This window comes from Pseudomonas gingeri, from assembly GCF_013385635.1.
GTDB classification, from domain to species: Bacteria; Pseudomonadota; Gammaproteobacteria; order Pseudomonadales; family Pseudomonadaceae; genus Aquipseudomonas; species Aquipseudomonas gingeri_A.
The window spans coordinates 1-21566 of the sequence record NZ_JACAPR010000024.1 but is presented as its reverse complement, the minus strand read 5'-3'; the positions used below and the strand labels follow the sequence as shown (position 1 = coordinate 21566).

The 21566-nt window shown below is 61.8% G+C and carries 18 protein-coding genes; 7 read left to right on the top strand and 11 right to left on the bottom strand.

The window, feature by feature from the left end:
• Positions 1-21: 21 nt before the first annotated feature.
• The 6 genes from HX851_RS26665 to yaaA all read right to left on the bottom strand — a co-directional run bounded on the left by HX851_RS26665 (position 22) and on the right by yaaA (position 8816).
• Positions 22-1506: an alginate export family protein gene (locus tag HX851_RS26665; protein WP_177064416.1), complete on the bottom strand. Its 1485-nt coding sequence runs from the start codon at positions 1504-1506 to the stop codon at positions 22-24.
• A complete protein-coding gene (algK, locus tag HX851_RS26660) occupies positions 1503-2912 on the bottom strand; it encodes an alginate biosynthesis TPR repeat lipoprotein AlgK (RefSeq protein WP_177061747.1) in 1410 nt (469 codons plus the stop codon). The genes HX851_RS26665 and algK overlap by 4 nt, the downstream gene beginning before the upstream one ends.
• 9 nt (positions 2913-2921) lie before the next feature.
• Positions 2922-4094 carry an alginate biosynthesis protein Alg44 gene (locus HX851_RS26655; protein WP_177061756.1) on the bottom strand — a complete coding sequence of 391 codons (1173 nt, stop codon included), beginning with the start codon at positions 4092-4094 and terminating at the stop codon, positions 2922-2924.
• 36 nt (positions 4095-4130) lie between these two features.
• On the bottom strand, positions 4131-5612 hold the full coding sequence (gene alg8 / locus HX851_RS26650; protein ID WP_370590491.1) for a mannuronan synthase: 1482 nt from the start codon (positions 5610-5612) through the stop codon (positions 4131-4133).
• 171 nt (positions 5613-5783) lie between these two features.
• On the bottom strand, positions 5784-7100 hold the full coding sequence (locus HX851_RS26645) for a nucleotide sugar dehydrogenase (RefSeq protein ID WP_177061758.1): 1317 nt from the start codon (positions 7098-7100) through the stop codon (positions 5784-5786).
• 936 nt (positions 7101-8036) lie between these two features.
• On the bottom strand, positions 8037-8816 hold the full coding sequence (gene yaaA, locus HX851_RS26640) for a peroxide stress protein YaaA (RefSeq protein WP_177064417.1): 780 nt from the start codon (positions 8814-8816) through the stop codon (positions 8037-8039).
• Positions 8817-9103: 287 nt separating this feature from the next.
• Here yaaA and HX851_RS26635 point away from each other — a divergent pair, with 287 nt between their 5' ends.
• The 6 genes from HX851_RS26635 to HX851_RS26610 all read left to right on the top strand — a co-directional run bounded on the left by HX851_RS26635 (position 9104) and on the right by HX851_RS26610 (position 14439).
• Positions 9104-10228 (top strand): polysaccharide deacetylase family protein, encoded by a 1125-nt coding sequence (locus HX851_RS26635; protein WP_177061762.1) that lies wholly within the window; start codon positions 9104-9106, stop codon positions 10226-10228.
• Positions 10229-10565: 337 nt separating this feature from the next.
• Complete coding sequence (locus tag HX851_RS26630; RefSeq protein ID WP_177061764.1) at positions 10566-11960, top strand: PhoH family protein; 1395 nt, start codon at positions 10566-10568, stop codon at positions 11958-11960.
• A 239-nt stretch (positions 11961-12199) separates the two neighbouring features.
• On the top strand, positions 12200-12673 hold the full coding sequence (gene moaC, locus HX851_RS26625; RefSeq protein ID WP_177061766.1) for a cyclic pyranopterin monophosphate synthase MoaC: 474 nt from the start codon (positions 12200-12202) through the stop codon (positions 12671-12673).
• Positions 12670-12915, top strand: coding sequence for a MoaD/ThiS family protein (locus HX851_RS26620; RefSeq protein WP_177061767.1), 246 nt, complete (start codon positions 12670-12672; stop codon positions 12913-12915). Before moaC ends, HX851_RS26620 begins: the two co-directional genes overlap by 4 nt.
• 1 nt (position 12916) lies before the next feature.
• A complete protein-coding gene (moaE, locus tag HX851_RS26615; RefSeq protein ID WP_177064418.1) occupies positions 12917-13366 on the top strand; it encodes a molybdopterin synthase catalytic subunit MoaE in 450 nt (149 codons plus the stop codon).
• A gap of 296 nt (positions 13367-13662) precedes the next feature.
• On the top strand, positions 13663-14439 hold the full coding sequence (locus tag HX851_RS26610; RefSeq protein ID WP_177061771.1) for an ABC transporter substrate-binding protein: 777 nt from the start codon (positions 13663-13665) through the stop codon (positions 14437-14439).
• Positions 14440-14632: 193 nt separating this feature from the next.
• On the opposite strand, the gene HX851_RS26605 is transcribed toward HX851_RS26610, so the two are convergent.
• From HX851_RS26605 to HX851_RS26585, 5 genes are all read right to left on the bottom strand, one after another.
• On the bottom strand, positions 14633-15262 hold the full coding sequence (locus HX851_RS26605) for a helix-turn-helix transcriptional regulator (protein ID WP_177061773.1): 630 nt from the start codon (positions 15260-15262) through the stop codon (positions 14633-14635).
• 69 nt (positions 15263-15331) lie between these two features.
• Positions 15332-16459, bottom strand: coding sequence for an NAD(P)/FAD-dependent oxidoreductase (locus tag HX851_RS26600; protein ID WP_017124104.1), 1128 nt, complete (start codon positions 16457-16459; stop codon positions 15332-15334).
• A 241-nt stretch (positions 16460-16700) separates the two neighbouring features.
• Entirely contained in the window at positions 16701-17651 is a 951-nt protein-coding gene (locus HX851_RS26595) for an ornithine cyclodeaminase family protein (protein WP_017124103.1), read from the bottom strand.
• A gap of 134 nt (positions 17652-17785) precedes the next feature.
• Complete coding sequence (gene rhlB / locus HX851_RS26590; protein ID WP_042934517.1) at positions 17786-19261, bottom strand: ATP-dependent RNA helicase RhlB; 1476 nt, start codon at positions 19259-19261, stop codon at positions 17786-17788.
• Positions 19262-19336: 75 nt separating this feature from the next.
• Positions 19337-19993, bottom strand: a complete 657-nt coding sequence (locus HX851_RS26585) for an alpha/beta hydrolase (protein WP_017124101.1) — start codon at positions 19991-19993, stop codon at positions 19337-19339.
• A gap of 472 nt (positions 19994-20465) precedes the next feature.
• On the opposite strand from HX851_RS26585, the gene HX851_RS26580 reads away from it, so the two are divergent.
• A complete protein-coding gene (locus HX851_RS26580) occupies positions 20466-21497 on the top strand; it encodes an amino acid ABC transporter substrate-binding protein (protein ID WP_017124100.1) in 1032 nt (343 codons plus the stop codon).
• Positions 21498-21566: the final 69 nt, after the last annotated feature.

Here is a 21566-nt window from a genome sequence, read left to right as displayed (position 1 = left end):
ACACTCCCTTGGCGATCTGCATCAGAAGCGCCAGATCACGTCAATGAACGCGCGGTGCATGTAGGAGTCGACGTCCTTGCCGTAGGCATCGCCCGGCTTGAACACGCCGCCGCGAAAGCGCACCAGCGCCGAGGGCTCATCGATGGATTGGCTGAGGGCCGCCGGCAGCAGGCCCTGCTTGAAGTACTTGGTGACCACCAGATCCATCTCCTGGCCCATGTCTTTCTTGCCGTCCTGCAACGGCAGCGAGGTGCTGGAGAGCAGGGCGCCGGTGGCGTCGTCGTAGTTGTTCTGCACGGCGTTGATGCCGTTGCTGCCGACGTCCTTGTTGCCGTCGACGCGCCAGAACTTGTGGTAGACCAGGCTGGCGTCGTAGTCCTCGCGCAACTGCCAGGAACCGAACAGGGTGGCGGTCTGCAGGTTGTTCAGTTCGCCACGGAAGGCTTCGCCGAAGCGATGGGTTCGCGAGCGGGTACCGGTGAAGTTCGAACGGTTGCTTTCCAGGCCGTTCTGTTCGTAGTCGCCGCTGGCTCGGGCATAGGCGGCGCCGACCTGCCAGTTCGGGTCGAGGCGCACGCGGATACCCAGGTCGGTGGCCCAGCCGTTGATGCTGTCGCTGTGCCTGGCGTCGACCGGACGGCTGCCGTCGGCGTTGAGCGCATTGACGCTGTCGCGGTTGCCGCTCATGCCGGTCAGGCTGGCCCAGTAGTTGACGGTGTTGGTATTGCGCCAGTTGTAGGCGTCGCTATTGGCTTCCAGGCCGAGCCAGGTCAGGTCGCCGTTTTCCTTCTTGTCCAGCGGGTCGGCGGCGACACCCGGGGTCGGGTAGTCGAGCTTGCCGTCGTCGTGGGTGTGGTGGGCGCGCACGCCGACCCATTGCCCCGGTGTCCACTGGTAGGCGACATCGCCATAGACATGCAGGCGGTCCTTGTCCTTGGGCGCCAGCTCGGTGAGGTCGGTGCGGTACTCGCTGAACCGTTCCGCGGTACCCAGGTTGGCCCGCAGCAGGGTGGTGTCGAAGGTCCAGTTCAGCGCTTCGATATTGGTGTCGCGCCATTGCCCGTCATCGTTGCGCAGGCGTTGGCGACCGAACTTGAGGATCTCGCCCGGATAGGGGGTCAAGCCCTTGTAGCCGACCCAGAATTCGCGCAGGGCCAGGTAGCTCTTGTCCGGTTTGCGCGCATCGTTGCTCGAGGTTTCCTGGCTGCTGTCGGATTGCTGCAGGGTGTCGGTCTCGATGATATCGGTGGCGGTCACGGCCTGGCCCATGGCGTAGGCGCTCCAGTTGCCGCTTTCGCCGTAGACCCATGGGCGCAGGTCGAGGCCGATGCCGTTGGCGTCGCCACCCTTGAGGGTGCCGAGGTCACGGTCGTCTTCCGATTGCGCGGTGATCTTCACTTCCAGGCCAAAATTCTGGGTGTCGCTGAGCGCTGCCAGGGTCGGTGTGGACCAGGCCAGGGCAAAGCTCAGGCCGATACCGGCCTTCACGAAAGGATTGAGTGTCATAGGGTTTTTTCCTCGCTGTCGCCTTCTTGCAGGGCTTGTTGCAGGTCCAGCGGGTTACGGCTCAGGGTCCCGCGCAGTCGCTGCTCCTGTTGCAGCAGGCGCTGGGCGTCGGCGCGCTGTGCGGGCGGCAGTTGTTCTTCGAGTTGTTGGGCCAGCTCATTGGCCTGTGGTGTGTCCTGGACCTTGGCCAGCTGGCTGAAGACGTAGGCGTTGAGCGGATCGGGCTTGGTCCCGCGGCCCTGGGAAAACAGCTGGGCGATGGCGAAGTCGGCACTGTTCTGGCCGTTGCGGGCGGCCTTGAGCAGGTGATCGAGGGCCTTCTGCGGGTAGACCTGGCCGAGGTAGCCACGGCGATAGATCTGTCCCAGGTAGTAATCGGCGGCGACTTCCTTGCCGAGGGCTTTCTGGAAGTGGGCTTCGGCCTGTCTGGCATCCGCCGGCACCCATTTGCCTTCGTAGTAGAGCTTGCCCAGCAACAGTTCGGCGCGAGGCTGGTCGGCGGCGCGGCCGTTGTTCAGGTACTCCATCATCTGGTCGACATCGCCCAGGTCGGGGAAGTCGTAGAGCAGTTGTGCCAGGCTGACCCAGGAAGCCGGGTAGCCGGGGGCGACCTGTTCGAGCATCGCCTGCGCGGTTTTCGCATCCGGCTGGCCGAGGCTCGAATCGCTGAGCACGCGGGCCACGCTATCCATCCGCTGGGCACCGACGGTGCCACGGCTGTAGGCGGCCTGCAGTTGCTTGAGCAGTTCGGCCTGCTGGTCCGGCTGGGCACGTTTCTGGTACACGGTGGCGAGTTCGACGTAGCAGATATCCGTGCTGTTGAGCGCGGCCTTGCAGATCTTTTCCACCTCGTCCAGGTGCTGGTCGTAGGTGTCCTGGGTACGGTAGAGCAGCACTTGCGCCAGGCCCGCTTCCGGATAGCCGGCGCTGCGCCATTGGCTGATCTGCCGCTGGGCATCGACACCGGGGAAGCTCTGCGGGAATTGCAGGTAGAGCATCGCCAGGGGGATCAGGGTGTTGCCTTCACCGTTGGCGAAGGCCTTTTTCAGCAGGCCTTCGGCTTCGTGGTGTTCGGCCTCGGTCGCGCCGGGCTTGGCCACCAGCAACCGGCCCAGGCGTGCCTGGGCACGGGGCGAGGTGTCGGCGGCGGCGCGGTAGGTCGCTTCCGCCTGCCTGATCTGCGCCGGATCGCGGCTTTCCACCTGGATATCGGCCAGGCCGACCTGTGCGTCGCTGTAGCCCAGGTCCGCCAGCTTGCGATAATTCTGCTCGGCCAGGGCGGTATCGCCGCGCTTGAGCGCTTCGTTGGCCAGGCGCTGGTCGGGCAGGCCGGCGCAACCGGCCAGGCTGATCGCCATGGCCAGTGTCAGCGGTAGGGGCAGGGTTCGTAAGGTCGTCACAGGCATGTCCTCTGCTTACAGACCGGCGGCCATGGCTTTGTCGATCAGCCAGTTCACGCTCGGACCGCGGTCGCTGTTGACTTCCACCGGACGGCCGGCAAGGGTGCTGTCGAGGGTTTCGTCAGGCTTGATCAGGACACGGATATCCGAGGACAGGTCGTCGCTTTTCAGGCTGGTGCTGCTGACGATCTTGCCCTGGCGGACCTGGTCTTCACCGGCGACCTGGAAGTTCACCCGGGTGCCCGGACGCACTTCGCCGAACTGGCGATAGGAGAACCGCGCCTCGACGTTGGCGACGCTGTTGCGGGGCACCAGCTGGAAGATCACGTCGCCCTTGCTGGCGTATTGGCCGTTGGCGACCAGTTGCCGGGCAACCACGCAGTCGCAGGGCGAGGTCAGGGTGCCGGTCATCTGCTTGCCGAACAGTTCCTCGACCTTGGCCGGCTGCAACTGGTCTTCGTCCAGGTGGCCCTTGAGCACGTCGAGCATGCTTGTGCTGAAGGTCGCCAGCGGGGCGCCCTTGGCGGCAACGCTGTCATCCTTGATCAGGCTCTGCACGGTGCCGTCGCGGGGCATGGTGACGTTCATCCCTTGCACGCTGACCAGGCCGGCCTGGGCGTGGCTGACGAAGTACATGCCGTAGACCGATTTGAGGACAAAACCGAAAGCCGCCAGGCCGACGACGAAGACGCCGAGGCTGAAGGTCACGGCGCGCAGGCGACCGAGCGGGCTCAGGCCGCTGCCGTCATCCTTTTTCTTGCGCGCCTTGGTGAAGTTGTCGCGCTGCAGGGTGGCGAGCACGTCACCCATGCTGACGATGTCGCCGGCCAGATGCGAGGTGATCAGGTGGCGCAGGGTGGCGATATCCTGTTGTTCCAGATTCTGGAACTGGCAGCCGACACGACCGCTCTGGCGATCGTAGGAGCGGATCTGCAATTCGACGTCCATGGCCAGGCCGAGGTTGTCGATGACGAACTGCAGTCGCCCCTTGTGCACTTCGCCCGGGGTCACGGCCAGTTGCTGCGGCAGGTGGAAGCTCAGGCCGCCGGCGGACAGGTCTTCGACCCGGGCTTCCAGGGGCTTGCCCTCGGTGCCGAAGAACCGCAGCCTGGCCGGGATTTTCACCCGGGCATGCTGGCGCTGGGCTTCGGATTCGTGGACGACATTGGCGTTGACTTTCGAGTTCATGAGTAAAGCTCCGTTAGCTAATTCAGGCGAGTCGGGTCAGACCATCGTCATCAGCACGGCGACGAAGATGCTGCCGGCAGAGAAGGTCATGGTCCGAGACGACCAGGTGTTGAACCAACCTTGAAAGCTGGCGAGGTCGCGGCTCAATTTGGTGTCCTGGCGGGTCCAGGATTGACGGTCGAGGCGGAAGAACACGTAGATCTTCATCAGTGCGCCGACGATCTGGTTGTAATAGAGGATCGCCGGGTAGGCCGGGCCGATGGTGTGCCCCGAGCAGGCCAGCAGGATCGTCAGGATCAGGCGGGTGATGCCGATCCACAGCAGGTAGGCGAGGATGAACGCGATGCCGTACTTGAAGCTGGCGATCAGCGCCACGGTCAGTCCCAGCAGCGAGGTCCACATCGACACGCGCTGGTCGAACAAGACGACGCTGGTGAACAGGCCGAGGCGGCGGATCCCCAGGCCCAGGGCCCGCGAGTTCTGTCGCAGGTTGTTGCCGTACCAGCGGTACATCAGCTTGCGGCTGGATTTGATGAAGCTCTTTTCCGGCGGGTGTTCCACGGTGTGGATCGCCGCGTCGGGCACGTAGAAGGTGTCGTAGCCCAGGCGCATCAGGCTGAACCAGCTGGACTTGTCGTCGCCGGTGAGGAACTTGAAGCGGCCCAGGCGCCAGTGCTGCAGCGAGTCGCTTTCGACGTCGGCGATAAAGCCCGGGTCGGTGACCACGCTGGCGCGGAATACCGACATGCGTCCGGTCATGGTCAGCACGCGCTTGGACAGGGCCATGGAGCACATGTTGATATGGCGCTGGGCGAAGCGCAGCTTGTGCCATTCGCTCATGATGTAGCCACCGCGCACTTCGCAGAATTCGTTGGTGGTCAGGCCGCCGACATTGTCGAACAGCTGGAACCAGGGCACTGTCTTGCGCACCACGCCTTCGCTGAGCACGGTGTCGCCGTCGATCACCGCGACCACTGCGCGGTCGTCCGGCAGGTGCCGGGAGATCGCCCGGAAACCGAAGGCCAGGCCGTCGCGCTTGCCGGTGCCGGCGATCCGCACGAAGTCGAGCTTGACCCGCTCGGGCGGATTCATCCTGGCCCAGAGGCTCTTGACCAGCAGTTCGTCGGACATTTCCACCAGGGAACAGACCACGGTGGTCGGGAAGCCGCAGTCGATGGCCTCGCGGATCACCGAGCTGTAGACCTGGGCGGTGGTCAGGGCGTCGATGCGGAAGCTGGTGACCATCAGGAACACCTGGGACGGGTCCGTGGCCTTGCCCAGCTTGCGCAGTTTGCGCCGCAGGTGCGGGTAGACGATGTAGAGGAAGATCATCCCGCGCACGAAATGGGTGGCGCCCATGGAGTAGCGCCAGATGCCCACGGCACCGATCAGGAAGATGAAGTCCTTGGATTCGGCGTCGAAGGTCGAAGTCGGCAGCAATGAGGCCAGCCCCATCAGCAAACTCATGTAGAACAGCCAACCGGCGGCCTGAAGAAGGCCGTGCTTTAGCCTGTGCATAATCTGCATCCGTCTCTATCTCGGGCGAACCTGGCGGTTGGCCCGATGGGGTTAAGGCAGGCAATGCGTCCTTTCGGACGCCATCGCCGGCAAGCCGGCTCCTAAGGTGACTGCGGCCTTGCTGCAGGAGCCGGTTCGCTGGCGATCAACCGCGCAGCGGTTGCTGTTGGTTTACCAACAAATCCCTTCGGTCCGGCCACTCGCACTGGTGGCCTTGGACATGAAGCCGACCAGGTCGATGACCTGCTTGCCGTGTGGGGCGTTCTCCGCCAGGGCGCGGAACTTCTCGTCACGGTTGCCGAGGATGATCACGTCGCTGTTATCGATCACCGAGTCGAAGTCGGCGTTGAGCAGGGACGACACGTGGGGAATCTTCGATTCGATGTAGTCCCTGTTCGCGCCGTGGACACGGGCGTACTCGACGTTCTTGTCGTAGATGCTCAGGTCGAAGCCTTTGCCGATGAGCATTTCCGCCAGTTCCACCAGCGGGCTTTCGCGCAGGTCGTCGGTGCCGGCCTTGAAGCTCAGGCCGAGCAGGGCGACCTTGCGCTTGTCATGGCTGGCGACGATGTCGAAGGCGTTCTGCACCTGGCTCTCGTTGCTGCGCATCAGCGAGTTGAGCAGCGGCGATTCGACGTCCAGGGAGCCGGCGCGGTAGGTCAGGGCGCGGACGTCCTTGGGCAGGCAGGAGCCGCCGAAGGCAAAGCCCGGACGCATGTAGTACTGGGACAGGTTGAGGGTCTTGTCCTGGCAGACCACGTCCATCACTTCGCGACCGTCGACGCCGACGGCCTTGGCGATGTTGCCGATCTCGTTGGCGAAGGTCACCTTGGTGGCGTGCCAGACGTTGCAGGTGTACTTGATCATCTCGGCGACTTCGATGTCCTTGCGGATGATCGGGGCATCGAGTTCTTCGTAGAGGGCTTGCAGGACGTCGCCGGAAGCACTGTCGAATTCACCGATGACGGTCATCGGCGGGAAGTCGTAGTCCTTGATCGCGGTGCTTTCGCGCAGGAACTCGGGGTTGACCGCGACACCGAAGTCGACGCCGGCCTTTTTGCCCGAACAGTCTTCGAGGATCGGGATCACCACGTTCTTCACGGTGCCTGGCAGTACGGTGCTGCGCACGACGATGGTGTGGCGGGTGGTCTTGTCACGCAGGACAAAGCCGATTTCGCGGCATACCGATTCGATGTAGTTCAGCTCCAGATCACCGTTCTTCTTGCTGGGCGTGCCGACGCACAGCATCGACAGGTCGGTGGCGCGAATCGCTTCGGCAAAATCGGTGGTGCCGCGCAGTCGACCACTGGAAATACCCTGCGCCAACAGCGCTTCCAGACCCGGTTCGACAATCGGCGATTTGCCGCTGTTGATCAGGTCGATCTTGTCTTTGGAAATATCCACGCCAACGACATCATGGCCCCGTGCAGACAGGCAACCGGCACACACTGCACCGACGTAACCCAAACCAAATATGCTAATGCGCATCGCATTTACCTCTATCTTAATCACGCCATTAAATGGCCGGAGTTAATGTAGCCAGTAACCGTAGTGCTCTCGAAGTGTGACCATATGAAGTCACTTCCCCGAGTGCAGGCATATAAGTGTCGAGTGGCTAAATAATTGCACTCAAGTTGTGCGAAACATGGCCTTGTTATCGGGGACATGCCCCTTCATGTGGCCGGCCTTCATCGGGAAGACCCTTGCCAGTGTGCTCGAAACTCTGTTATGTCCGCGCTGGAGCCTTGTGAATCAACAGGTTATAAGTCACGTGCAAGTGCTTTGTCTGAGGGCCAGCCTTGGCCTGTATAGGGGATATTAATGGTGCGTATCTCCTGTCCTTTTGATTGAGTTCAAACTGTGGGCTGCGGTTGTAAGTCGCTGATGGCAACTTAAACATGTCATCCCGCCTCCACGTAAGTCATCTCTTACAAATTCTCCGAGAATCGTTACGGGTGGTATGAGCAATGCTTTGGAACATAAGTTCCTGTCCGCTCATCCTGTTTTCGAAAATTTTTGAAATATTATGAAAGATGGCACTGCTTTCATATTGATAGCACTTTCCGTTTCGCCCTTTAGTTACGGGGACGAAAAATGCCTAGATGGTTGTATGCCACTATGGGAAAAAAATTCTGGTGCCACTACGCAAAAAAAATCGAAATGTCGAGTGAAAGAATTTTCATGGTTGTTACAGTCATTTTATTGACGTCAAATATTTGATTTTTGGGTGCGGCGGGAGGGAGAAGGCGGGTGGTTCGCCGGAGGATTACACATTGCGTGTAATGCACCGAGTAGGTGCAGGGTAACAGAAATGTCTGGTGGATGCGCCCGGTGCCTCACTGGACGCTCTTGAGGTGACGCAGAGCGTCACGGGCTGCATTCCCACGCGGAGCGTGGGAACGATCGGCAGCGATCGGGGAGGGGCTACTCGGGGGCGTGATCGCGCAGGAACACCAGGTTGTCGGGCTTGGAGAGTTCGCTGCTGAATCGGTAGCCTTGTTCGTCGAACGTCTGTAATTGCTCGGGGTTCTTGAGGCGTTCTCTGATCACGAAGCGGGCCATCATGCCGCGGGCTTTTTTCGCATAGAAGCTGATGATCTTGTACTGGCCGTTCTTCTGGTCACGGAATTCGGTGTTGATGATCCGCGCCTTCAGGGCTGGGCGCTTGACCGCCGAGAAGTATTCGTTCGAGGCCAGGTTCAGCAGCACGTCGTCGCCCTGTTCGGCCAGGGCTTCGTTCAGCCATTCGCTGATGCGCGTGCCCCAGAAGGCATAGAGGTCCTTGCCTCGGGCGTTGGCGAACTTGGTGCCCATTTCCAGGCGATAGGGCTGCATCAGGTCCAGCGGGCGCAACAGGCCGTAGAGGCCGGAGAGCATGCGCAGGTGGGTCTGGGTGAAGTCGAAGTCGGCGTCGCTGAAGTCTTCGGCGTGCAGGCCGGTGTAGACATCGCCCTTGAAGGCCAGCAGGGCCTGCTTGGCGTTGTCCGGGGTAAAGGCCGGGTTCCAGCTGCCGAAGCGCGCGGCGTTGAGGCCGCCGATCTTGTCGGAAACATGCATCAGCTCGCTGATCTGCGCCGGGCTGAGGGTGCGCAGTTGTTCGATCAGCTCCTGGGAGTGGTCGAGGTATTGCGGCTGGGTGAAGCGTTTCGTCACCGGTGGTGTTTCGAAATCGAGGGTCTTGGCGGGGGAAATCACCATCAGCATGAAGTCGTCTCCTGTAATCGTCGGGGGATTCTAGGGGCTTGGGCGGTTTGACTCCACCTATGATGGCGATAGCCGCTGTGTGGTTTGTCCGGGAGGTATTTGGTGATCTTGAGGGCCCCATCGCCGGCAAGCCGGCTCCTACAGTTTTTTTGCGTCCACAAATCTTGCGCGCGACGGACAACTGTAGGAGCCGGCTTGCCGGCGATAGGGTCATGACAGGCACCACAAAGGCCTCGGCCAGCAGATCGGCTATAGTGCGCGGCGGGTTCTGAAATGGAGTCACCCTTTTGCGTATCGTTCTTTTCTTCTCGACCCTGCTGGCCTGTCTCGCTGCCGTCGCCGCGCCGAACGACGCAGCGACCGTGGATCGCGGCACCTGGCCCGAACAACTGAGCAGCCCGGCGCTGTTCGATGTCGCCTCGCGGGCGGAAATCCTCACGTTTGCCCACGCCCTGCTGGTCAGCGAAATGACCGACGAGGCGGCGCTCAAGCAACGCCTGGGCCTCAAGCAGATCAACCTGGCGTCGATCAACCGGGTGCGCGCCCGTCTCTGGCAGCGTCTGCTGGAGAACTACAATTTCGCCCAGCAGAGCTGCGAGCAGGACGCTTCCTTCTGTTATTACATCGAGGACATGGACAGCCTGCGTGAGCAGGCCGGCAAGTTCCGGGTGGCCGAGGATTCCTTCTATGCACGCTGGGCCGAACCGAGCCGGGCGTTTCATGAGCGTTATCTGGATGAACTGCTGCGCCTGGCCGCACTGTTTCCCCAGACCAGTAGCGAAATCGCCCTGTTCGGCGAGCCGGAGCGTAACGGCGAGGCGTTCCATGACCGACTGTTCCTGCTGAGCTTCGACGGCGGTCCGGGCGTTTCGGCGGGTAACACCGACGAACTGGCCGAATACCTGCGCCGGCAAAAGATGAACGGTCTGTTCTTTGTCCTCGGCAGTGCCTTGCAGGCGCGGGTGGACAGGACCTCGATCATGGCCGTGCGCGACCTCTATAAAGAACAGTGCGTGGGCATCCAGGGCTGGCAATATCGTTCCCACAGCCATTGGCAGGACTGGCAGGACTCGGTCCAGCGCAGCGCCATGCTGGCGCAACGCGTGTTGCCGCAGAGCTACCAGCCATTGTTCCGTCCGCCCTACGGGCAGCGCCAGGCGGACAGCGGGGCATTCTTCAAGTCCGAGGGGTTGCAGGTGGTGTTGTGGGATATCGATTCCGCCGACGCCACCGGCAAGCTCACCGCCGAACAATCGGCCCAACGGGTGCTGACCCTGATGCTGTTGTGGCGCCGTGGCGTGATCGTCTTCCATGACACCCAGGACAAGGCCCTCGGTGCATTGCCCTGGCTGCTCAGGCAGACCGCGCAAAGCGGGCTTGGCTGGAAAGACTGCAGTGAGGCGTTTCGATAGGAAGAGCGAGAGGCCCGTATTTGCTGGGCTTGTAGGAAATTTCGAGTGAAATTCGATGCAGGCGGACTTCCGACTTTAACGGTGTCGGGCCGGCTCGCCAAGGGCTATTCGTCACTCTGAAAAATAAACTTCAAAAAAGCGTCAAAGTGCTTTTTCCTGTAACGGGTTTTGCGGTATTACGGAGTCAGACCGCCGAAACCTGCGACACAGGTGGCGTCTCCCAAGGCCCTACCTTGTGCACAGAGCGCCTGTCCCCTCCAGGCGAATTCGGCGGTCACTTCGAGGCGCGATACCGTCAAGGTCTCGCGTCGACTGGCTCCCACAAAGGTGACCGAGTATGGATGATCACGGACGCACTCCTTCTTCCAACCAGCCAATCCTTTACGTGCTCGATACCAACGTACTGATCCACGATCCAAACGCACTGCTCAACTTCGAAGAACACCACGTCGCCATCCCGATGACCGTCCTGGAGGAACTCGACAAGCTCAAGAGCGGCCACCACAGCGTGGCTTCCGAATGTCGCCAGGCGATCCGTCTGATCGACAAGACCCTGGGTGACGCCAGCCCCGAGGATGTCGAGCTGGGGGTGCCGATCCAGCGCGGCAAGAGTGGGCCCAAGGGCTTGCTGTCGATCCTGATGAGCAAGCGCAGCGAACCCAACGTGTTGCTGCCGGAAAACCTCAACGACAACATCATCATCAACCAGTTGGTCGACATGCACGCGCGCGACAAGGGGCTGCGCCTGGTGCTGGTGACCAAAGACATCAACATGCGCCTCAAGGCGCGCGCCTGCGGTATCGCGTCCGAGGACTACAGCACCGACCAGTTGGTCGACGACATCGACCTGCTGCCCAAGGGCTTCCACAATGTGGTCGGCTCTTTCTGGGACCGTGTCAGCAAGGTCGAGACCCGTCAGGACCATGGGCGCACCTGGCACCAGGTGCAAATGACCGACAACCTGCCGGCCGTGCACGTCAACGAATTCATCATCGATGAGCAAGGGTTTGTCGGCTGGGTCAAGGAGATCAGTGCCGATGTGCTGTTGATCCTCGATCTGCATCAGGAGCCCCTGTTGCACCAGGAGGCCTGGGGCCTGAAGCCGCGTGACATCTACCAGAGCCTGGCGCTGTTCGCGCTGCTCGATCCGGATATCCACCTGGTCAACCTGACCGGCGCCGCCGGTTCCGGGAAAACCATCCTGGCCCTGGCGGCTGCCATCGAGCAGACCATGGTCAGCAAGCGTTATCGCCGCATCATCGCGACCCGTAGCGTGCAGGGCCTGGATCAGGAGATCGGCTTCCTGCCCGGCACCGAGGCGGAGAAGATGGAACCCTGGCTGGGGGCGATCACCGACAACCTCGAAGCCTTGCACATGGATGACGAAAACACCCATGGCAGCGTCGACTATATCCTCAGCAAGGTGCCGTTGCAGTTCAAGTCCCTCAACTACATCCGAGGTCGCAGCTTCCAGCAGAGCCTGATCCTGATCGATGAATGCCAGAACCTCACGCCGCACCAGATGAAGACCATCATCACCCGTGCCGGCGCCGGTTCCAAAGTGGTGTGCCTGGGCAACCTGGCACAGATCGACACCCCTTACCTGTCCGCGACCAGCTCCGGGCTGACCTACCTGACCGAGCGTTTCAAGGACTTCCCGAACGGCGTGCACATCACCCTGCAGGGCGTGCCACGTTCGATCCTGGCCGAATACGCCGAATCCCACCTGTAATTTCATCCACACCGAAGGGCGGCCAGGCGGCCGCCCTTTTTATTGTCCGTGCGCTCTCTTGTTTTCTGTGGGCGCCGGTTTGCCGGCGATGGGGCCCTTGAGCCTTGTTGTGCCTATCCGCACGCCATCGCCGGCAAGCCGGCTCCTGCATTGAGTCCGCGTACCGCCTCGGGTTTGTGGTGGTCGCGCAAAGCTGACCCGCGGGTTTACAATCGACGCTCCTGATCAGGAGTATCGCTGTGCTGACTCATCTCGATTCCCAAGGCCGCGCCAATATGGTCGACGTCACCGACAAGGCCGTGACGTTCCGCGAAGCGGTGGCCGAAGCGCGGGTGCGCATGTTGCCCGAGACCCTGCAAATGATTGTCAGCGGCGGTCACCCGAAAGGGGATGTGTTTGCCGTGGCGCGAATTGCCGGTATCCAGGCCGCGAAGAAAACCTCCGAACTGATTCCCCTCTGCCATCCGCTGATGCTCACCAGCGTCAAGGTCGAGTTGAGCGCCGAGGGCCGCGATGCGGTGCGGATCGTCGCCCGCTGCAAGCTGTCCGGGCAGACCGGGGTGGAAATGGAAGCGCTGACCGCGGCCAGTGTCGCGGCGCTGACGATTTACGACATGTGCAAGGCGGTGGATCGCGGCATGATCATCGAGAATGTGCGCCTGCTGGAGAAGCTGGGCGGCAAGAGCGGCCACTATCAGGTGGATGCGTCATGACGTTCGATGTGCAGTTTTTTGCCCGCTACCGGGAGGTGCTCGGGGTCGACGCCGAGCAGGTCCAAGGCCGGTTTGCCGATATCGACCAGTTGCGCCTGCACCTGCTGCAGCGGGGCGGGGCCTGGGAAGTGCTGGCCGAGCAGAGCCTGATGTGCGCGCGCAACCAGGAGCTGTGCTCGTTGGATGAGCCGTTGGTCGATGGCGATGAAGTGGCGTTTTTTCCTACGGTGACTGGAGGCTGACATGACGGTTCGTGTCCAGGCCGAGGCCTTCGATCCCGGTGTTGAAGTCAATGCGCTGCATGCGGCCAATGTAGGGGTCGGCGCGGTGGTCGGTTTTGTCGGCTATGTGCGCGACTTCAATGACGGGCGGGATGTGGCGGGCATGTTCCTCGAACATTACCCGGGCATGACCGAGAAGGCCCTGGAGAAAATCGTCGACGAGGCGGGGCAGCGCTGGCCGTTGCTCCGGCTGGAGGTGTTGCACCGGGTCGGCGCCCTGGAGCCGGGCGAGCCGATTGTGTTTGTCGGCGTGGCCAGCGCCCATCGTCAGGCGGCATTCGACGCCTGCAATTTCGTCATGGACTACCTCAAGACCCGTGCGCCGTTCTGGAAGAAGGAAAATACCGCCGAAGGCCCGCGCTGGGTCGAGGGTCGGGACAGCGATCAGGCGGCGGCTGAACGCTGGAAGTAGCGTTTTCCTCAAGGGCCCTAAGCGGACGCGGAGCGTCCAGTGAGGCATTCCCACGCAGAGCGTGGGAACGATCAAACTTTGTGAGCGACGGCTAACTGTAGGAGCCGGGCTTGCCCGCGAAGACGACCGTGAAATCACTGCCAATTTCCCCTCCTTGCACCTTCGAGCAGGACATATTTGTTCGTTGACGGAGTGTACATAAAAGTCCAGTATGGATTTATAAGTACAAAATAGACTTGTCCTCTTCTGTCCACTGCCGTGCCACAACACCTCCAATAACCAGCGGGAGCCCCAGCATGAAGAAGTTCACCCGGATCTGTGCCGTTACCCTGAGCCTGCTCGCCAGCGCCAGCCCGTTCGCCGCCGAGAAGACCTTGCGTATCGGCATCGAGGCGGCCTATCCGCCGTTTGCGTTCAAGACCGCCGAAGGCAAGATCGGCGGCTTCGACTACGACATCGGCAATGCCTTGTGCGCGCAGATGCAGGTCAAGTGCGAATGGGTCGAGGGCGAGTTCGACGGGCTGATTCCGTCGCTCAAGGTCAAGAAGATCGACGCGGCGCTGTCGTCGATGACCATTACCGACGAGCGCAAGAAATCGGTGGATTTCACCCACAAGTACTACTTCACGTCCTCGCGGCTGGTGATGAAGCAGGGCGCGGTGGTGGATGACCAGTACGTCAGCCTCAAGGGCAAGACCATCGGCGTGCAGCGCGCGACCACCACTGACCGCTACGCCACCGAGGTCTTCGAACCGCGGGGAATCAAGGTGGTGCGCTACGGCAACAACGAAGAGATCTACATGGACCTGGCGTCGGGGCGCCTGGATGGCATCTTCGCCGACACCATTCCGTTGAGCGATTTCCTGGCGATGCCACGGGGCGCGGGCTACGGGTTTGTCGGGCCTGAACTGAAGGATCCGAAATATGTCGGCGAAGGTGCCGGGATCGCCGTGCGCAAGGGCAACAGCGAGTTGCTGGGCCAACTGAACAAGGCCATCGACGGCATCCGCGCCAGTGGCGAGTACCAGAAGATCGAAGGGAAGTATTTCAAGTCGGATATCTACGGCGACTGAGTGTCAAAGCACCGCGTTCCCTGTAGGGGCCTGGCTTGTCAGCGGAGTTTTTGGCGGCTTCAAGGGCCTCTTCGCCGGCAAGCCGGGTTCCTACAGCGATGAGGCCTCATGGATCATGCAGCGCCTGAACGGACGCCATCGCCGGCAAGCCGGCTCCTACAGGCTTGGTGTTCATATCAGGATCCGGTTGTTCTCAGGCTTCGGTCTTCAATTCCTTCAAATGCTTGTACACGGTTGCCCGGCCCATGTTCAGCACGTTGGCCACATAGTTGGCCGCGCTCTTGCCCTTGAAGGCGCCTTCGGCATACAGGGCCAGCACCAGCTCGCGCTTGTGGTCGCGGGTCAGCAGGTTGAGCCCCAATTGTCGGTGGCGCAGCCAGCTGTGCAGGAAGGTGTTGATCCGTTCCTGCCAGTCATCGCGAAACAGCGCGTCCGGCTGCGGCACCAGCTTGCTCGGTGAGAGGAACAGGTCCAGCGCGGCCTTGGCGCTTTCGAACAGAGAAATATTCAGGTTGATGCACAGCACCGCCAGCGGTGTGCCCTGGCTGTCGCGCAGGACCGTGCTGACACTGCGAATCTTCTGGCCATCCCAGTTGAGCTTTTCATAGGGGCCGATAGTGCGCTCGCTGACTTCCTCGTCAAGCATGTCCTCCAGGGCCGCATCGTCGCCGATCTCGCGTTTGGAGATGTTGTTGGCGATGTAGTCGACCTTTTGCGTGCGCAAGTCATGCAGCACCACTTCCGCATGGGGAAAGAACAAGGTGGCAATGGCGTCGGCAATCGCTCGGAAATTATCCAGGGCGGGATCCTGTCGGGGTGTCATGGTCATTCTCCAGGCTGCGTCAGCGCCCCGGTAAGGGCGCTGGCAGTGTGCCGTAATCGCCGGCGGTCGTCATCCCAGGCGGGCAGGCGAGAGCATCGCCGCGGTCAGGCCGAAGTGTTCGAGGTGTGCGGGCAAGGCCAGGTCGCGCACCAGGGCGGCACTGGCCTGACCCATGGCGGGTGAGGTCTGGATGCCGTAACCACCTTGCGCCGCCACCCAGAACAGGCCTGTTACCGAGGGATCGAAACCGGTCACCAGGTTACCGTCGCTGACAAAGCTGCGCAGGCCGGCCCAGGTGCGGGTCGGGCGGCGGATGCTCAGGGTGGTGGCTTCCTCTATCTGGTAAATGCCCATGGCAATGTCCAGTTCCTCGGGCTGCACGTCGTGGGGTTCGACCGGATCGGCATTGGCCGGCGAGCCGAGGAACATGCCGGCATCCGGCTTCATGTAGAACGATTCGTCGAGGCTGACCAGCATGGGCCAATGATGAATTTCCAGGCCTTCGGGCGGGGCGAAGATAAAGGCGGCTCGACGCCTGGGTTGCAGGCCCAGCGGAGCGGCGCCGGCCAGTTGGCCGATATGGTCGGCCCAGGCACCGGCGGCGTTGATGATCACCGGGGCGCTGAAGGTCTGCCCGTTGGTCCGCACCTGCCATCGGTCGTCGGTATCACGCTCCAGGCCGAGGACTTCGCAGTCGGTATGGATTTCCCCGCCCTGGCGACGAATGCCGCGCAGGTAGCCCTGGTGCAGGGCATCGGTGTCGATATCGCTGGCACTGGGGTCGTAGAGCGCGCCATGGACCTTGTCCCGGCGCAGGATCGGCAGGCGGGCGCAGGCTTCGTCGGCGCTGAGTTTCTGCACCTCGGGGACGCTGGCCTTGGCGCTCAGGTATTGCGACTGCAGTTCATCCGGGTCGCCGTTGAAATCCACGGTCATCTCGCCGCGGGGCGTGAGCAGCGGGTGTTCGGCGAAGCCGGCGGGTGGATGGTCGAAAAAGTCCCGGCTGGCGAGGGTCAGGGCGCGGACCTGGGCGGTGCCGTAGGCGGCGGTATAGAGGGCTGCCGAGCGGCCGGTGGAATGGTAGGCGGGGTGCGACTCGCGTTCGAGCACGATGACCCGGCCATGCGCGGCCAGCCAGAAGCCGGTGGACGCGCCGGCAATGCCGCCGCCGATGATGATGAAGTCTGCCTGGTTCATTCGAGGCCTCCTGCTGATAGGTCTAACGGCACTGCGTGCAACCTGTAGGAGCCGGCTTGCCGGCAATGCCGCCGCCGATGATGATGAAGTCTGCCTGGTTCATTCGAGGCCTCCTGCTGATAGGTCTAACGGCACTGCGTGCAACCTGTAGGAGCCGGCTTGCCGGCGATAGCGCCCCTGAGATCAATGCAAGGCTCACGGGCCCCATCGCCGGCAATCCGGCTCCTGCAAGGTCTGCTGTTCAGTGAGTCTTGTGGTGCAGATGATAGAGCGCATTGGCCAGGGCGATATCTTCCAGGCCGAGGCCGATGGATCGGAAGAACACGTGTTGCGCGTACTGCGGGCGCAGAACCCGTCCGCTGAGCAATTCGGCCAGGTCGCCGCGAATGCTCTCGGCATCCCAGTCGTGCTTGCAGCTGGCAATCAGCATCTCTCCCGCCGAATCCGGGGTGGTCTTGCGGTAGTCGCAGTAGACCTGCATCTCGCCCAGGGCTTGCGGTGTGACTTCATGGGCGCGCGGTGCATTGGTGCTGATGGAGGTGATCAGGGCCGGCTTGCCCAGGGTGCGCGGGTCGATGACCGGGGTCGCGGAGGAGGTGCAGAGCATGATCACATCGGCACCCTCCAGGGCAGCGTCGAGGTTGTCGACGATTTCCAGGTTGGCTTCGATCCCGTGCAGTCGATCCCGGGTCTCCGCACCGAGGCTGGGCGAATACAAGCGGATGTCTTGCCATTCGCGCAGGTTCCTGGCGTAACGCAGGTGCGCCTGGGCCACCGGGCCGCTGCCGACTATCGCCAGGCGGCTGGCGGTCAGTGGGGCCAGGGCATCCACGGCCACGGCGGTGGTCGCCGCGGTGCGGGCGGTGGTCAGCTCGCCGGCGTCGCAGAGCAGCAATGGCTGGCCGCTATCCATGGACATCAGCAGGGTCCAGGCCGTGACCAGTGGACCTTGCTCGCGCACGATGTAGGGCGAGGTCTTGACGCCGTAGACACGCTCTTCGGCCAGCACCCCCAGGTAGTTGATGAAGTCGCCGTCACCTTGGGGAAAACCGACCAACTGCTGGGGCGGTTGCACCGCCTGGCCGGCCGCGAGATCACGAAAGAGTTTGCGCATGATCTGCGGTACGTCGAGTTGCTGCAGTAACCGATGGGCCTGCGGTTGGGCAATCACATAAGGGGTGGGGCTGGACATGCGGGAGGCTCCCTTGGATTTTTTATAAACTATTTTGTCTATTATGGACTTTTAGTTTGATTCAGCAATCGGCAGGCGAAAAAAAACGCCGCCTGGGGACAGGCGGCGTTCTTGCGTGGCGTAGGCAGTGTGCGTCAAGGACGCTGGCGGACTACCGGGCGCAACAGTTCGGTCGGTGGGGTTTCGCAGCTGATCTTGCGCCCCAGCAACGCCTCGATCGATGGCAACTGGTAGGAATCATCTTCGCCGGCGAAGCTGATGGACACGCCGTCGGCCCCGGCACGACCGGTGCGGCCGATGCGGTGCACGTAGTCATCCGGCACTTCCGGCAGGGTGAAGTTGATCACGTGACTGATGCCGTCGATGTGAATCCCGCGACCGGCCACGTCGGTGGCGACCAGGACGCGGATCTTGCCTTCGCGGAAACCTTCCAGGGTCTTGATGCGCTTGTGCTGCGGGACATCGCCGGACAGCTGGGCGGCATTGACGCCGTCACGCACCAGGCGTTCCTCGATGCGGCGCACTTCGTCCTTGCGGTTGGCGAAGACCATGACCCGTTCCCAGCCGTTGTCGTTGACCAGGTTGTACAGCAGCTTGTACTTGTCGGCACCGGCCACGGCATAGATGTGCTGTTCGACGTTCTGGCTGGCGACGTTCTGCGATTCGATCTCGACGATGGCCGGGTCGGTGGTCCACTGCTTGGCGAGGTTCATCACGTCTTCGGTGAAGGTCGCGGAGAACAGCAGGGTCTGGCGTTCGCTTTTCGGCGGAGTCTGGCGAATGATCTGGCGGACCTGGGGGATGAAGCCCATGTCGAGCATGCGGTCGGCCTCGTCCAGCACCATCACCTCGACCATGTCCAGGTGCACTTCGCCGCGCTGGTTGAAGTCCAGCAGGCGGCCCGGAGTGGCCACGAGGATGTCGCAATGGCGGGCTTCGAGGTGCTTGAGTTGCTTGTCGAAGTCCATGCCACCGACGAACTGCATGACATTGAGGCCGGTGTACTTGGTCAGGTCGGCGGCGTCCTTGGCGATCTGCACCACCAGTTCGCGGGTCGGCGCGATGATCAGCGCCCGTGGCTCGCCCATGTAGCGCTCTTTCGGTGGCGGGGTCTGCAACAGCTGGGTGATGATCGAGATCAGGAACGCGGCGGTCTTGCCGGTACCGGTCTGGGCCCGCCCGATGGCGTCCTTGCCGGCCAGGGTATAGCCGAGCACCTGCGCCTGGATCGGCGTGCAATAAGGAAAGCCCAGGTCCTGGATGGCGTGCATCAGTTCCGGCGACAGCTTGAAGTCATGGAAGCGGGTCTTGCCTTCCTGGGGCTCGACGATGAAGTCTTCGAGTTTCCACGGCAAGGGCTTGGGTTTCGGCGCTCGTTCACGGCGCGGTTGTTCTGCCTTGGGCTTTTCGCTGCGCGGCTTTTCGGCCTGCTCTGGCGCAACGGAAGGAGTTACCGGCTGGGCTTTCGGTTTGGCGGCAGGCTCGGCGCGCCCCGACGGTTGGCCGGCGGGGCGGCTGTCTGGGCTGGGGGTGGGAGCGCTGGAACCTGGTGCGAGCTGCTCAGCCTCGCTTTTACCGAATATTTTTTTGAGTGCTTTGAGCACGGTCATCTCATCAATTGGTTAAGGAATGTACGCCGGCCAGTGTAATGCAAGAATCGGGCGCGGCGTAGTGTGTTACGGCGATCAACGCAAACGATCGGCCAGCCAGGTACCGATGTCCTTGATTTCCTCAGGTAACACTTCGTGCCCCATTGGGTATTCCTGCCATGTCACGGTGACATCAAGGCGTTTCAGGTGTTCGTATGCCGTGCGACCCATGGCGTTCTGCACCACCTCGTCGTAATGGCCGTGCAGGCAGTACGCCGGAATTCGCTGCTGGCTGGCCGAAAGCTGCAGGGTGTCGCTGAAGGTCGGGGCGTAGGTCGACAGGGCGAGCACGCCACCCAGGGCGCCCTGCCATCTCAGGAAAGCGGTGTGCAGGACCACGGCGCCGCCCTGGGAGAAGCCGGCCAGGAAGATCCGCGACGGGTCGATCCCCGCGGCCCGCTGGGCTTCGATCAATTCGATGACGGTATCGGCGGAGGCTTCGAGCTCTTCGAAGCTGATGGAGCGGGCCGGGCTCATGGCCAGGATGTCGTACCAGCTGGGCATCGCGTAGCCGCCGTTGATCGTCACGGCGCGGGTCGGTGCCTGGGGCAGCACGAAGCGGGTAGTCAGCAGGCGCTCCTGCAGGGCCTCGGCCACGGGCAGGAAGTCATAGCGGTCCGCGCCCAGGCCGTGAAGCCAGATAACACAGGCATCCGCGGGTTTTGCGGGGTGAATGATCAGTGGGTCGGTCATGTCTGCTCCATTGATGTGCGTGCGCTCCGAATGAGTGCGCTATTGCGGTGCGCTGATGGTTGATCTGTTAATAATATGTCGCAACTTTGAAAGTTTTTCGGTTGACCAATGGCTGAATCGCTTTAGCCACCACTGTGGTACGGGCTTTGCTATGGGAGATTCGAGTGTGTGCTTTCTCCCCTGGCGGTAACACTATCAGGCTAACGCCAGCTGTGGGATAGCACGAATCCGGGTAACGGATTCAGATTGACGTTCGCCAATGGCCGGGAAGGCTTCGCGAACACACTGGGCGCAAGCCCGCTCGGCCGATTGGTGAGCAATGAGTGCCCCTCGGGGGATTTTCCCCCACTAGACTCATGGCTCAAGTTCTTTGCCGCTTGACCCAAAAATAAGCCAACGCGGGTCAACAGCGCCTCATAAGGGTGCGGCAGGACTCTAGCTCCGACACAACAAGAGCAAACTGGAGGTTTGAATGAAGATGTTGAAATCCACCCTGGCAGTCGTGACTGCTGCAGCCGTTCTCGGTGTCAGCGGTTTCGCGCAAGCGGGCGCTACCCTCGATGCCGTACAGAAGAAGGGCTTCGTACAGTGCGGTGTGAGTGACGGTTTGCCAGGTTTCTCGGTGCCTGATGCCACCGGCAAGATCCTCGGTATCGATGCTGACGTCTGCCGTGCCGTTGCCGCCGCCGTATTCGGCGACGCGACCAAGGTCAAGTTCAGCCAGTTGAACGCCAAGGAGCGTTTCACCGCGCTGCAATCCGGCGAAATCGACATCCTGTCGCGTAACACCACCATGACCAGTTCCCGTGACGCGGGCATGGGCCTGAAATTCCCTGGCTTCATCACTTACTACGACGGCGTGGGCTTCCTGGCCAACAACAAGCTGGGCGTGAAAAGTGCCAAGGAACTGGATGGCGCGACCATCTGTATTCAAGCCGGTACCACCACCGAGCTGAACGTTTCCGACTACTTCCGCGCCAACGGCCTGAAGTACACCCCGATCACCTTCGACACCTCCGACGAAAGCGCCAAGTCGCTGGAGTCCGGTCGTTGCGACGTACTGACCTCCGACAAGTCCCAGCTGTTCGCCCAGCGCAGCAAGCTGGCTTCGCCGAAGGACTACGTGGTTCTGCCGGAAACCATTTCCAAGGAACCTCTGGGCCCGGTCGTGCGTAACGGCGACGACGAGTGGCTGGCCATCGTTCGTTGGGTTGGCTACGCGCTGCTCAACACCGAAGAAGCCGGTATCACTTCGAAGAACGTCGAAGCCGAAGCCAAGTCCACCAAGAACCCGGATGTTGCCCGTCTGCTGGGCGGCGACGGTGAATATGGCAAGGACCTGAAGCTGCGCAAGGACTGGGTCGTCCAGATCGTCAAGCAAGTCGGTAACTACGGCGAAATCTTCGAGAAGAACCTCGGCAAGAGCACCCCGCTGGAAATCGACCGTGGCCTGAACGCTCTGTGGAACAACGGCGGCATTCAATACGCACCACCGGTGCGCTGATTGACCTATCGTCCGGCGGGCCAACCGCCGGGCGATGTTTCTGTTCCGTTTTTTCTGGGGCACTACATG

Excerpts from the sequence above, each read along its gene's own strand:
- HX851_RS26630 (WP_177061764.1), top strand. The coding sequence starts at position 10,566 with ATGGATGATCACGGACGCACTCCTTCTTCCAACCAGCCAATCCTTTAC.
- HX851_RS26655 (WP_177061756.1), bottom strand. The coding sequence starts at position 4,094 with ATGAACTCGAAAGTCAACGCCAATGTCGTCCACGAATCCGAAGCCCAG.
- HX851_RS26580 (WP_017124100.1), top strand. The coding sequence starts at position 20,466 with ATGAAGATGTTGAAATCCACCCTGGCAGTCGTGACTGCTGCAGCCGTT.
- yaaA (WP_177064417.1), bottom strand. The coding sequence starts at position 8,816 with ATGCTGATGGTGATTTCCCCCGCCAAGACCCTCGATTTCGAAACACCA.
- HX851_RS26605 (WP_177061773.1), bottom strand. The coding sequence starts at position 15,262 with ATGACACCCCGACAGGATCCCGCCCTGGATAATTTCCGAGCGATTGCC.
- HX851_RS26610 (WP_177061771.1), top strand. The coding sequence starts at position 13,663 with ATGAAGAAGTTCACCCGGATCTGTGCCGTTACCCTGAGCCTGCTCGCC.
- HX851_RS26620 (WP_177061767.1), top strand. The coding sequence starts at position 12,670 with ATGACGTTCGATGTGCAGTTTTTTGCCCGCTACCGGGAGGTGCTCGGG.
- rhlB (WP_042934517.1), bottom strand. The coding sequence starts at position 19,261 with ATGACCGTGCTCAAAGCACTCAAAAAAATATTCGGTAAAAGCGAGGCT.
- moaE (WP_177064418.1), top strand. The coding sequence starts at position 12,917 with ATGACGGTTCGTGTCCAGGCCGAGGCCTTCGATCCCGGTGTTGAAGTC.
- HX851_RS26665 (WP_177064416.1), bottom strand. The coding sequence starts at position 1,506 with ATGACACTCAATCCTTTCGTGAAGGCCGGTATCGGCCTGAGCTTTGCC.
- HX851_RS26595 (WP_017124103.1), bottom strand. The coding sequence starts at position 17,651 with ATGTCCAGCCCCACCCCTTATGTGATTGCCCAACCGCAGGCCCATCGG.
- HX851_RS26645 (WP_177061758.1), bottom strand. The coding sequence starts at position 7,100 with ATGCGCATTAGCATATTTGGTTTGGGTTACGTCGGTGCAGTGTGTGCC.
- HX851_RS26600 (WP_017124104.1), bottom strand. The coding sequence starts at position 16,459 with ATGAACCAGGCAGACTTCATCATCATCGGCGGCGGCATTGCCGGCGCG.
- HX851_RS26585 (WP_017124101.1), bottom strand. The coding sequence starts at position 19,993 with ATGACCGACCCACTGATCATTCACCCCGCAAAACCCGCGGATGCCTGT.
- algK (WP_177061747.1), bottom strand. The coding sequence starts at position 2,912 with ATGCCTGTGACGACCTTACGAACCCTGCCCCTACCGCTGACACTGGCC.
- alg8 (WP_370590491.1), bottom strand. The coding sequence starts at position 5,612 with ATGCACAGGCTAAAGCACGGCCTTCTTCAGGCCGCCGGTTGGCTGTTC.